Origin of the sequence: Alkaliflexus imshenetskii DSM 15055 (genome assembly GCF_000517065.1) — a bacterium.
Classification (GTDB): domain Bacteria; phylum Bacteroidota; class Bacteroidia; order Bacteroidales; family Marinilabiliaceae; genus Alkaliflexus; species Alkaliflexus imshenetskii.
Genome location: NZ_KI912105.1, coordinates 722024 through 735698 on the forward strand (window position 1 = coordinate 722024; position 13675 = coordinate 735698).

Sequence of the window (13675 nt, forward strand, 5' to 3'; positions counted from 1 at the left end):
TTGTTAATGTTTCAAAAATTACCCGCTGGCACAATTCACCTGCTATTCGTAGGTTTCCTGTCCTTACGGTATTTCTCATCATTAAAACTTCAATTAACACCTGTAGATAAATAGAATGGGGAGTTTATAAACCCTCTTTTAAATCAGGTATTAAAAACTAACAGAAACCCCAAACATCAGTTTCTTTGCCAACGGATAAAGTCCGCGATCAATGCCCTGGCGGTTGTTGTCGGCGCTGCCAGCTTCGGGATCCATTCCTTTATAACCTGTAATTGTAAAGAAATCATCCAGAGACACATACAAACGGGCACGTTCAAGACCCCATGCCGAAACTGTATTGCGAGGAATCGTGTAACCAAGCTGTATCTGTTTAACACGCAGGTAGGAACCATCCTTCACCATCAGGTCGCTGCGGTAGACGTAATCGCTCACGTTGTCAGGCGCCGGCATTGATGCATTAGAACCAGGTCCGGTCCAACGGTCGGTAAAGAAGAACTTTGGTTTGTTGGTCAACTCTCTGTCTGTGCGAAACCATGCCATGAACACATCATTTCCTGACATACCTTGCAAAAACATGCTGAAATCAAAGTTGCGATACTCAAGATTTACGCTAGCACCATAAATAAGATCGGGATGTGGACTGCCAATATCGGTAATGTCGAGGGCACTGATTACACCGTCATTATTTACGTCAACTACTTTTACCTCGCCAGTTGCAGGATCAATGCCATCGGTTTTGTAGCCACGGAAATACCAGATTGGCTTTCCAACTTCAAACCAGGTCATATCATAACCCCTTACAGCAGCGCCAGGAATTGGGGTTGGACTGTTCAAACTGGTGACCTCATTTTTAAGAGTAGAGAGATTTACATTGAACTGATATCTCAAACCACCTGCGGTGCGATTCCAAAAACCGGTTTCAAACTCCCATCCGCGGTTTTCAACTGTACCACCATTCACCGATGGTACAAAATAATACCCTACAGAAGGAACCGGGGTGCCATCAATAATCAGGTCTTTGGTAACTTTGGTATAATAGTCCACAGAGAAATTAAACTTGCTGTTGAATGCATACACATCAACACCGATATTTGTCTGTTCTGATTTCTCCCACTTCAGGTCTTTATTGGTGGGCTTTTCGATGCGAGAACCTTGTATCAAATCCTCATTTTCGTTAGGATACAGAATGTTGGCAGATGTCCAGAACTCCTTATCACTAAAAGGTATCACGTTAAAAATGCTACCATTCTGTCCCCAGCTGGCACGGAATTTCACAAAATCAATAGTCTCGGATGTCCAGAAATCTTCTTCTGAAATGGTCCAACCTCCCGATATTGAAGGGAATGTAGCCCATTTATTGTTTTCAGGTAATACGCTGGCTCCGTCACGTCGCATGGTTGCCTCAATCATATAACGACTCTTGAGGTTATAACTTGCACGTCCAAAATATGACACTTTGGTATTTTCACCAAAATTGCCGCCTACACGGTTGGTTGTGCGCTCAACAGAAAAATCATGATAGGCATACTGACTACCTTGTTTTGGCATCTGTGAACGTAAATAGTAGTTGGGATGGCGATAATCTTCGTAAGACATACCTACCATACCGGTAAATTCGTGGTCGTTGGCTCGCTTATAATAGGTAGCAAAGTTTTCCCATAACACGTTGCTGTGCTTGTCAATCCAGTCTTCAACCACATTCACCTCATTGCTTCTTTCAGATGAGAAATAGAACTTTGGCGACCAGCTGTTACGTGTGATAAAGGTCAACTCCATACCCACCCGGGTTGTAAGGCTAAGGCCTTCCATGGGTTTGATGGTACCATAAAATGAAGCAAGCAACTTATCAACAATCTCTTCGTTGTTGGTGTTCTCGATAAACGCTACCGGGTTGGCAGTTTCACCGGAAACAAAACGATTGAGTCCATAATACTGTCCTTTTGAATTTTGAAGTGGTGTATTACCTGCATCAATAATGCTCTGAATACGTGGCGTGATGCCTCTTTCGAGCACTGGAGTGTACGGATCCATCAACAGTGCGCTGTTTACAATAGAACGATACTCATCATCCTCGGGTAGAATCTTTCTTTTTGAGTGAGAGAAGTTTAGGTTGTTACCCACCTCGAGCCAGCTTTTCACGTCATTTTTGGTGTTTACTCGAAAGGTGTAACGCTCAAAAGCAGCATTGGAACCACCAATAACACCATCCTGTTTCAGATATGAAGATGAGAGCAAATAGGTTGATTTCTCGTTCCCGCCTGTAACACTCAGGTTATGACGCTGCATAGGAGCGGCCTCTGATATCTCTTTTAACCAATCAGTATCATAACCCTCGGTGTTATTTATCACCTGTCCGGCCTCTTCCATAAATACCTTGTATTCACTTGCGTTCATCATTTCAGCTTTGGTGGCAAGCGTCTGTATGCCATACTGAAAGTCATAATTCACTTGTGTACGACCTTTCACACCGCTTTTTGTGGTAATCAGTACAACGCCATTGGCACCTTCAGTACCGTAAATGGCAGCGGAGGCAGCATCTTTCAAAATTTCCACTGAACTAATGTCATTGGGATTGATATCGTTGATAGAACCGGTTTTCATTCCATCAACAATATAAAGCGGCTCACTGTTTCCGTTTGAACCAGTACCACGCACGCGCACTTTAACACCGGCGCCTGGTGATCCCGAATGGGGCAGAACCGTTACACCTGAAGTACGACCTTGTATGGCATGTTCCACACGACCAATAGAGGAGCGCTCCAACTCTTCCGCCTTAACCGATGATATGGCAGCAGTTACAACACTTTTGCGCTGTACACCATAACCCACCACAACTACTTCATCAATGGCGCGGGCAGACTCTTCGAGCACCACGTTGATAACAGACTGGTTGCCTATGGCCACCTCCTTGTCTGTAAAACCCACAAAGCTGTAAAGAAGTGTCTGATCGTTTCCGGCATCAATGGTGTATTTCCCACTCACATCGGTAATGGTACCGCGCAGTGTTCCTTTCACTACCACATTTACTCCGGGGAGAGGCTCATTAAATGCATCGGTAACAACACCTGTTATCTGACGCTCTTGTGCATAAGCAGTAGAAATACTCAATAAAATAAAACCCGTAATTGCGGCAAATCTTGCCAGAAGTTTAAAATAACGGATTTTCAACCTTTTTAACAAACCAGGTTCAAAGAATACTTGTCTTTTTTCCATAATTTTGCCATTTCTTAGTTTGACATTAATAAATGATTGAATTAAGAGAACTTATGCACTCAGCCGGTCCAACGACCAAATTATTCCGGCTGAGTGTTTTTTATTATCGGGAAAGTAACGCATCAAGTCCACCTGCCAAATAAACAAGTGGCGCGTTCCAGTTGATAGCGATTTCATTGGTTGAATAGCTACATTCCAAATCCACAAACGACTTTGCAGGAAAAGGACTTCGCTCCACATCCGGTCCGCAATCGGTAAGAACCGAAATGTTTGGACCTCCGGATAAGAAACCGGGTACAGGCTCTTCAATACCATCGGCGCCCGATGGCCTATGATGAATATTCATCACTTTTTTATCTCCAAAGCCGGTTACAAAACAATATCCTACGGCATTGCGACCAAGGATGTAATCCAGATCAGAAAGTGCTGAATGCACGTATTCCACGTTGCCGGTTAACTTGTGTCCAAAAAGCTTTAACATACCCTGGTTGGCTACATCGGAATTGCTTCCCCAGGCAAAATGCGAAAGGCTCACGCCATAAGGAGCTGTTTTTGAGGTATGCGTTAAATCATCAACCAGTGCAAGAAAGTCTTCGCGTAACCCCGTTGCACGAATCTCGTCGGGCAAACTGGAGTATTGGTTAAGCAATGACATGGCCCCCAGCGCATATACCTGATTCCAGGTTGGCACCACCGGCTTGGAATACTTTTCGAGTAAAACTGCTTTATACTCAGCATCTCCGGTTGACAAGTAAAGTTCAGCGGCGGCCCAAAACCATTCATCGTCAAAGTTGCGGTCGCCATAACCGCCTGTGTGTATGTCTTCGGGCTGAATGTAAGGAAGGTCGGGATTAAGAACAGCCCACTGCCATGCATATTTTGCATGCTGCAGACACTTATCAGCCAACCCCGGAAAATCATTCTCATAAGCAGACAGCACTCTGTAAGCTTTAGATGCCAATGCAGCATAATTCAAGGTGGCGGATGTTCCCTTAGCCACAACATAGCGCTTATTTGTGGCCTCATGTGGCATCACAAACCCTTCAAACTGCTTGGTGGTGAGTTTGTGGTATACACCGCCATCATGCGGATCCTGCATTGTTAAAACCCATTTCAGGTTATACAAGGTTTCAGAAAGAATATCGGGAACACCGCTTCCTGACTCAGGTATGTCCACATTAAGATTGCTGTGATAGACCGGGAAATCTTTCAAGGCTCTTAGCAAAGTATATGTAGTAATTCCACTGTTAACCACATATTTATTGTAATCGCCGGCATCATACCACCCAAGAGGCGAAGAGATAATGGTACCTTCCGGCCGGTTGGTATCAGCTGCAGAAGCATGCACGTAAACCACTGTATCGGGATGACCGGCAGGCCTTGCCCAAACACCACCAAATTCAGGCTCGATGGGCATCGCAGTGCGGTTGAAATAGAATGCCTTTAAAGCGGCTTTGCTAACCATGCGGAATGGCCTGTCAGAGATTTCAATAGCGGCAGTTTCGTTATGCCCGGGTAGAATAACTTTATAAACACCCGGTTTAACCAGCGCTGAAAAATTAACCTTACGCACTGCATCACCTGACAAATCCCAGTGAAGGGCTTGCTGCGGTTCGGCACTGAAAACCTCATTTCCCTCAGCATCTTCAATCACCACTATATCCACGTCTTCGGCAACCAACATCATTTTAGGCGCATTGGTAATATACCCCACCTGGTTGTAAAGGATACGATCCTGCCCATCGGGGGCAGATGTCCCTGACGTACCACAAGCATAAATTGAGAGTACGATTAAGACAACAAACAAAATCTGTTTAATTAGCTTCAACATAGTAAGCGGATTAAAGGTTTACAATTCGATTTAGCCGGTTATTATAGAACTATCCCATAATTACTTCAACTTGATATGTTCCTGGTTTGGCAAGTGGTATAACATTGCCTTCTACTTCCACATTATCTATCTTAATACTTTTCACGCCTTTGCAAACACCCAAGGGGTTCGAAATGTGAATGTGGTAGGTCGCTCCTCTCAATTTTCTTGTCACTTGATAACCCTTCCACGCTTTTGGAATACATGGATCTATCATCAGACCATTATATTGAGGACGTATGCCCAGGATATATCTGGTGATGGCATAATAGTTCCAAGCCGCGGTTCCTGTAAGCCATGAGTTTTTTGCCTCACCGGGCTTATGGGCATCTTTTCCGGCAATCATCTGCGAATAAACGTAAGGCTCTGTCTTATGCAAATCGCTTATATCTTCCAAGTAAGCAGGGCATATCTTTTTATAGTAATCCCAAGCCATTTCGCCACGTCCAATCATTGTTTCACCAATCATGATCCATGGATTGTTGTGACAGAAAATACCTGCATTCTCTTTATATCCCGCAGGATAAGTAGAGATTTCACCATACTCAATCACATATCGGGTAAAAGCCGGATTGTTCAATACAATTCCATACTCGCAATCCAAACGTTCCTTCACCGAATCCAAAGCCTTTTCAACCATACCCTCTTCCACACCAATTTCAGCCATAGAGCACCATCCCTGTGATTCAATAAAGATTTTGCCTTCTTCATTTTCATTACTGCCCACCTTTTTGCCAAAGAAATCATAGGCACGCAGGTACCATTCGCCATCCCATCCATGCTGTTTTATGGTCTCTACCATCTTCGCCACGTGAGCCGCTGCTTTATCAGCCTCCTCGTTACGTCCGGTTTGACGGCACAAAGCCACATATTCGCGACCGTACACCACAAATAGTCCGGCAATCATAACCGACTCGGCAGTTCCACCCTTCTTGTTTTCAGTGGTTTGAAACGACTCGTTGGGGTTAGATGAGAAACAATTCAGGTTGAGACAGTCGTTCCAGTCGGCACGGCCAATTAATGGTAGTCCATGTGGGCCCAGATTGTTTACCACATGATAAAATGAAGCTTTTAAGTGATCGAAATGAGGCTTTGCTGTTGCATCATCGTTGTCAAACGGAACCAGCTCATCAAGAATGCCATAATCGCCTGTCTCTTTTATGTAATCGGTAGTTGATAAGATAAGCCATAGAGGGTCGTCGTTGAAATTGCCGCCAATGGCATTGTTACCCCGTTTGGTAAGGGGCTGATACTGATGGTATGCTCCACCGTCCTCAAACTGTGTGGAGGCAATATCGATGATGCGTTCACGGGCACGAGCCGGCACCTGATGCACAAAACCGATAAGATCCTGGTTGCTGTCTCTGAATCCCATCCCACGACCAATACCTACCTCAAAAAACGAAGCGGAACGCGACATGTTAAAAGTTACCATGCATTGGTACTGATTCCAGATGTTAACCATTCTGTCGAGTTTCTCATCTCCGCTCTTAAGCACATATACGCTCAACAAGTTATCCCAATAGCTGCGTAAAGCATCGAAAGCCTCAGTCACCTTTTCCGGGGTATTAAACTGATCAATTACTGCTTTCGCCTTTGTTTTATTTATCACATTCTTCGACTCCCATTTCTGGTCATCGGCATTCTCTACATAACCCAAAATAAATACCAGATCTTTGGTTTCGCCAGGTTTCAATTCTATCTCCAAATAGTGAGAAGCAACCGGAGACCAACCATGAGCGTGCGAGTTTCGAGGCTTACCCTCTACCACTACTTGGGGAGCCGAAAACTCATTATACAATCCAACAAAACTTTCTCTGTCAGTATCATACCCCTGCACAGGCTGGTTAACATGGTAGTAGGCATAATGATTTCTACGCTCCTTATATTCAGTTTTATGATAGATGGTTGAACCGTCAATTTCAACTTCGCCGGTGCTCAGGTTACGCTGTAAGTTGTTCTGATCGTCTTCGGCATTCCACAGGCACCACTCCATAAAAGAGAATAACTTAAACTTTTTGGTATCACTTCCGGTGTTCCTAAGCGAAAGCTTTTGAACTTCGCACCACGATTTAAGAGGCACAAAACAGAGTAATTCTGCCTGAATGTTATTCTTGGATCCTTGAATACGTGTATAGCTTAACCCATGACGACACTCATAACTATCCAGCTCCGCTTTAACAGGTTTCCAACCGGGAGACCATATTGAATCGCCATCATTTATATAGAAATAGCGTCCGCCGTTATCCATCGGCACATTGTTGTAGCGATAGCGGGTGAGGCGGCGAAATTTGGCATCTTTATAGAATGCATACCCACCGGCACTATTGGATATCAACGAGAAAAAATCTTCGTTACCCAGATAGTTTATCCAGGGCCATGGCGTTTGCGGATTGGTGATCACATACTCTCTGTTCGCGTCGTCAAAAAAACCGTACTTCATATTTCAATTGATGTTTTAGGTGTGTTTCTCTGTTTTATATCGGAACTACTCTGCTGATTCACGTGCCCGGCGGCTGTTCAGCTCAAGCGTGATTTCATCAAGTTTACTCTGCGTAAGCGGATAAAGGGTCATTAATGCTGCGGCCAACAGTGCTATAATTGTGGGTATCCAGCTCATGAGCATTTTAATGGCCGGAATGGCACCTTGAATGGCGACCGAATCCTGTCCGCTGTAATGGTATGCCCCTAAAATGAGACCTATAATGGCACCCGCCACACCACCACCAAACTTGGTGGAGAAAGAACCTGCTGAATAGACGAGACCGGTTGCCCGACGACCGTTCTTAAACTCGGAGTAATCGGCAGCATCGCCAAGCATGGCAAAAAACAGTGTCGGAAAAATAGCAGCGGCAAACTCAGATATGATGCCTATTGCAAAGATGGCAGATATGTCACCGGGGCCACAAAATATGAGCAATGCATTTACCGCCCCAGAAAAAATCAGAGCATGAATAAACAGTTTGCGCTTTCCCAGCTTCTTGCCCAATGGGCCTGTGGCCATGGCTCCAGCTATTGAAGCAAGCATAAGTCCAACAAGATAGGTGCCTGCAAGTAGTTGATTGTTGAGATAATGGGTAAAATAAATGACTACAATTCCCTGTTTTATCGAATTGTACACGTTAAACAACAAACCAATGAATAGCAGAACCAGCCATGGTCGATTTTTTATCAAGTCCTTCAAATCCTGGATTAAATTACTTTGCTGAGTCTTTGGCGGCATAACCCGTTCACGTGTACTATAAAAGGTGATTATCATGAAAAGAGCCAAAAAAGCAGACATGATATAAATAGAATGACTATAACCGCGCTTCTGGTCAATGATGGATATTTTGTCAACCGTTAAGTCCGGCTCGCCTTCAACAAGAAACACATAACTCTCATTGGCTTCCATCGAGAAACTTAATGATGAAACAGCAATAGCTGTTTCGCTGTCTGCAACATCGTCAAACCATGAAAAGTGAGCTATTCCTGCTTTGGTTTTAATATTGACATTTTCCACATCCTTGGATACAGATACGGTGACCTGATAGCTGGAATCGTCAATTTCGGTGATTAAGACCGATGGATTCACATTGCCGAAATGCGCTACTAAAAAGAGTAAAGCGCCCTGCACAATCATTCCGCCGCCAAAAGCACCCACCATTCGATAGGAACCAAGACTGGTGCGCTCTTTGTTATCTCCTGTAATTACCGCCATTAATGCACCATACGGGATATTATTGGCTGTATAAATAAGTGTAAAAAGAATGTAAGTGATGTAGGCATAAATAATCTTTCCGGTTGAGGTCAAGTCGGGTGTGGTAAAGAGTAGGGAAAGAATTACGCCCAGAGGAATAGCAGTCCACAGTATCCAAGGGCGGAATTTACCATATCGCGAATTGGTGCGGTCACCGATAATGCCCATTAACACGTCACTAATGCCATCACTGAAACGTGCTACCAGCATAAGTAAGCCAACAGCGGCAGGGTTAATGCCAAACACATCGGTGTAAAAAACGAAAAGGAAGGTGGCTACGCCGCGCCATGCAATGTTGGCAGCTCCATCACCCAGAGCGTATCCAATCTTTTCACTGAGTTTTATCTTATCAATATTTGCCATGGTCAAGGTTGGGTTTTAGATAGCAAAATCAAGTAGTTCCGTTTTGGTTGTTTCGTAAATGTCCCTGTCGAACACATACAATCGCGCAGGTTTGTGTGCCACGCCCTTTTGCTTTTCATCCAGAGGGACGAGGTATTTCATCCGAGAGACTTTTTTCCTGAAATTGCGCTTGTCGAGGGTAACACCCAGTATTACTTCATAAAGTCGTTGCATCTGCGAAAGAGTGAACTTAGGAGGTAAAAGCTCGAAACCAATAGGTTCGCGCGTTAGTTTCTTGCGCAATGCCTGAAGTGCCTTCTGTAGAATTTCCATGTGGTCAAATGCCAGTTCTGTAACATCAGAAACCGGAACCCATCGTACATTGCGCCCTTTCCATTCAAGAGTAACCTTATCTGTGTCGAGTAATGAATAGTAACCAATTGTGATGATGCGGTGATTGGGATCGCGTCCGTTGGCAGCAAGCCAAGCCTTGTCGTTTTCGCGATTGATACGTGTTGGTGAGCCAAAAGTGTAGAACTGCTCCAGATAGATATTCTTTAACCCTGTAAGGTCAAAAAGAATACGGGCAGCGGCCTCATCCAGATCTTCTTCTTCAAAAATGTGGTTACCAGTAAGCGTAAGATCGTTAAACAGTTCTTTGCCGGATTTTTCATCGTACATTACCCGATCCACCAACAACACATTGAGCTGCATAAAATCAAAACCGAATATAACACAGTCAACAGAAACAGAGTTGTTAAGGACAATCTTTTGCTCAACCAAATTAGCCGTCGTATTCATCACAAAAAAAATTATGCTTAGTGTTTAAATTACACTTTATTAATCCGAGTGCTAAATTATAATATAAATGGAAAATTGCAAATGCTTTTTTTGTGGATTTTAGGATATTTTTACATTTGAAAATACAAAAGTCGCATAAACAGAGAGGTTCGTGTGATAGATACACTTATTAAAAATCGTTATTTGTATTGATTCTAAATAAGAAGCTGGTATTGTAACAAATACCAATGTCCAATAAACAATACTAATCACGACGAGTGTGACTTGTTACCTCAACTATGCTGTCATTGTCAACCAAGTAGGTTCTGGCAGGAAATATCGAAGATGGAATAACCGTCTTTATAGACATGCAAATTGATTTGATAAATTCGACCGCATCTTTCCTTCGGTATCAAAATCTCTAATTGTTTGCCAAAAATAACAAAAAAGCAAGCAGCTTTGAAGCAAAAAAACTTCGAAAGCTGCTTAGATTTACCAAACCAAACAATTATCTAGCGTATCAACTCACTTATCAGAGAAATTAGAATAAAAAAAGTCCTTCCTATCATTCTTAATACATAGCCAAAGTTTAGCCTCAAATATTGAAGAAAACGGTCTTAACTCTACGCATGACCAGTCGAGATTAAGCAGTATGGTATATGCAACTATTATTGGAAAATTACTCACCACAGCCACTCTGTGATTGGCACACTTGAACTGATTAGAAACTCCATATTTTAAAAAGTGCAAACTGTTAGCAAAAGATGTTTCGGTTACAGCTTCATCCAAATCCACAAGAATTGCAGTTGGTACATTTGCATCTGCTAATTTCTCAATGATCTGAAACCAGAGCATTGAAAACTCTAACCGACTTAAAATTCCAGTTCTTTTTAGAACATATTTCATCACTAACCCTCTTGAACCAAAACATTCGTGATATGTCATAATTGCAATATTAAAGTCCAGTCAATCTATAATGCATACATAAAGCAATCAGATAAATTAATGGTCATTCTCATGACACCATCACATAATTTGCATTCTAGAGTTTGACTACTTTGCGGGTGACTATCTTCACATTATTGAAAAGATTCAGAATATATACTCCACTGGGAAGGTTTGGAAATACCAACTCCAACGAATCGCCTGAAAGGCCATTGACATGCCAAACCATTTGCCCACATTGGTTATATAACTGCGCAGAGGAAAATCCTTCAGTTCCTTTAACAAACAAGCGATCGTTAAATGGTATTGGGTGTATGATCAACTTATGGCCATAGCCCAAATCTACTACCGAGTTAGAAATAAAAGGAACTATTTCGAACCAATTAAAATTAAACGGGCTACCTTCAGCAACAATCCGGATAGTTTGCACACCTGCCTCGAGACTAAAGGAAGTATTTCCCTCAACGGTAAACCATGATTGATACTGTTGTGCCCCTCTATTGGGAATTTGGGCAGTTGCCAAGTTGACATTATCGACATTTCGTAGAGCGATTTTACCTGTATCAGTCCATCCAGACACCCGGAAATTCACTTCATAAACCCCGCTTTCAGCCACATCGACAATATACTCTAACCAGTCACCGGTATCAATCCAGCCAATATTGAGACCTCCTCCATCATCTTGAGTATCTTGCCATCTAATCCCGTTCATGTCATCAAAGAACTCGGCTTCAATTTTACCTGGAACTGGCATAGGGTCTACCGGGGCAAAGCTGAAAGCATTAGCCACACTAATTGTTTTGGTGATAGTAGATCCACCATTAATGTGAGAAACAGCTTTCAGATCATAAAAACCCGCCTCTAAATCGTTCAGCAGTTCATTGGTGTAATCCCATGTGTAGGGTGCCTGAGTTATTTTCCCAATAAATTCATCGTTGATATACATATCAACCGATTCTATACCAGAGGCATGCTCTGCTGCTACAGTTATCGTAAGTTTTTGGCTGGTTTTAAGTCTATCACCATCCTGAGGAGTGACAAAAGTTAAAGTACCATTTAAAGCTGTAGCCGAAGAATATTCCGTAATAACTGGTCCGCAGAAATTTTTAGAATGTTTCTCATTATACTCGTAAGCTAATACTATATCACCCTGAGCATTAAACACTAACATCTTGGTCGTTTTTGCAGCAATATGTCCTGTTATCTCCTTTGAGATGCCGGCTGCCACACGAATACGTAAAGGAGCGCTGGCTCCATAGGCATTATTAAGACCAATATTAAAATCATAGGCTGCAGTTGCGCTGCGATTGATAATCATTACTGAAAAACCATCGACATCGCCCATGGAAACAATTGTGATGCCATTGTTGGCTCCATTTGGCACAGGACCGTTATGAGCATTTGGCAGATAATTTGCTTTCATATGCCTTCCCAGCATATAGCTGTGATAGAAGGAACTTCGACCGCGATTAGCACCACCGAAAAGTTCGTCCAGTCCGTCAAACAAACCTAAATCGCCCTGTGAACGATTTCCTCCACCTTCATATATACTCCATCCAGCGATGGTGACAGCTCCTCGGCGCATCCCAATATCGTATACTTCAGCAAATGTCTGCCCAGTATTAAAGCTCCAGCACTTCTGGGCATCGGTGGCCGTAGTGTTGTTGTAGTGCCCATTAAACTCCAAAATTGCCCACTCCATTTTCTTCCCTGCCGGACGCGTATTATTCTGACTGTTAACTAAGTTCACGGCAGAGGTTATAGTACCATTATACTCCAACCCATAGGTGATGGCATATTTATTCCAGGTTAGCACATCAATATAGTAGTTGCCATTGGCATCTGTTCCGGAAATATCATCAGCACCCTTATTTACAAATAAGGGATTAAAATAACTTGTATCATACCACGCCGTGGTGGGACCCATGGTTTTAATATTCGGATCGTAAGCCTTAAGCGCGGAGGCTATTCGTCTTGTATAAGTAGCCACCGTTGTTACAGGTACCAAAGGCTGATGGTTTGGTTCATTGCCAATAGCCCAATATTTCACATTAAGAGCTCTGGTACCGTTAATATAGGTAATCATATCAATAGCTTGCTGCGCGGTATGGGTATATGGAACCTGAACAATAGGTTCGGCACCCAGAGCGCGAATTTCCACCACCAAATCAGCGATACGGGCGTTAGTGTAAGCAGTGGCATTCTGTGCGCCATTTCCACCAATCCGAATCAACTGAAATCCAGCCTCCCCCATCTCAGATTTTAAAGCATTCCATTTCGACCCTGACATCCAAGGTGGAAGCCATACGTTATTTCCAATCAGATAGGGGCTTATTTGCTGGGCAAGCAGTGAATTAACTGCCATAAAAATTATAATAAAAGTCAATAACTTTTTCATTATCATAGGTTTTATATCTAAAAAATAAAAATGTGCGCATATAATTAAAGCAAAAGATTAAGACTATTGGATTATGACTTTCAAGTGAAAGGAATGATTACTTGAGTAACCAAATTTTTAATTTCAGAACACATAATGTCGATATCTCATGTTCACAGATGATAAAAAAAGCTCTATTTTCCCGATTCCAAACACATCCGGATGATTACAAAGTATATTACAAAAGGAATAGAGAATTTCACCTTACCCAACCGTCCAATAATTCGGGCTGCTAACCGCTAAATGACCAATGCGATAGAACTGTATCCACTTCGCTCATTTCAGCAATCAGAAAGCAGGCCACTAAAAATTCTATCAGAAGCAGTCCTAACCTAAGCAAGTATAATCT

7 protein-coding genes are annotated in these 13675 nt (G+C 42.8%); all 7 read right to left on the minus strand.

The features are described from left to right. Positions 1 to 150: 150 nt before the first annotated feature. Positions 151 to 3213 (minus strand): SusC/RagA family TonB-linked outer membrane protein, encoded by a 3063-nt coding sequence (locus ALKIM_RS0103055; RefSeq protein WP_026473367.1) that lies wholly within the window; start codon positions 3211 to 3213, stop codon positions 151 to 153. A gap of 103 nt (positions 3214 to 3316) precedes the next feature. Then, the gene (locus ALKIM_RS0103060; RefSeq protein WP_052345291.1) at positions 3317 to 5044 is read right to left on the minus strand and encodes a glycoside hydrolase family 9 protein; all 1728 of its coding nucleotides are present in this window, start codon (positions 5042 to 5044) and stop codon (positions 3317 to 3319) included. A gap of 49 nt (positions 5045 to 5093) precedes the next feature. Continuing rightward, the gene (locus ALKIM_RS0103065; protein WP_026473369.1) at positions 5094 to 7526 is read right to left on the minus strand and encodes a GH36-type glycosyl hydrolase domain-containing protein; all 2433 of its coding nucleotides are present in this window, start codon (positions 7524 to 7526) and stop codon (positions 5094 to 5096) included. 45 nt (positions 7527 to 7571) lie between these two features. Continuing rightward, positions 7572 to 9185, minus strand: coding sequence for an MFS transporter (locus ALKIM_RS0103070; RefSeq protein WP_026473370.1), 1614 nt, complete (start codon positions 9183 to 9185; stop codon positions 7572 to 7574). A gap of 15 nt (positions 9186 to 9200) precedes the next feature. Continuing rightward, positions 9201 to 9965: an NUDIX hydrolase gene (locus tag ALKIM_RS0103075; protein WP_044117717.1), complete on the minus strand. Its 765-nt coding sequence runs from the start codon at positions 9963 to 9965 to the stop codon at positions 9201 to 9203. A gap of 504 nt (positions 9966 to 10469) precedes the next feature. Continuing rightward, positions 10470 to 10889 carry a hypothetical protein gene (locus ALKIM_RS0103080; RefSeq protein ID WP_157363741.1) on the minus strand — a complete coding sequence of 140 codons (420 nt, stop codon included), beginning with the start codon at positions 10887 to 10889 and terminating at the stop codon, positions 10470 to 10472. A 97-nt stretch (positions 10890 to 10986) separates the two neighbouring features. Further along, the gene (locus ALKIM_RS0103085) at positions 10987 to 13287 is read right to left on the minus strand and encodes a carbohydrate-binding protein (RefSeq protein WP_026473373.1); all 2301 of its coding nucleotides are present in this window, start codon (positions 13285 to 13287) and stop codon (positions 10987 to 10989) included. Between the last annotated feature and the right edge of the window lie 388 nt (positions 13288 to 13675).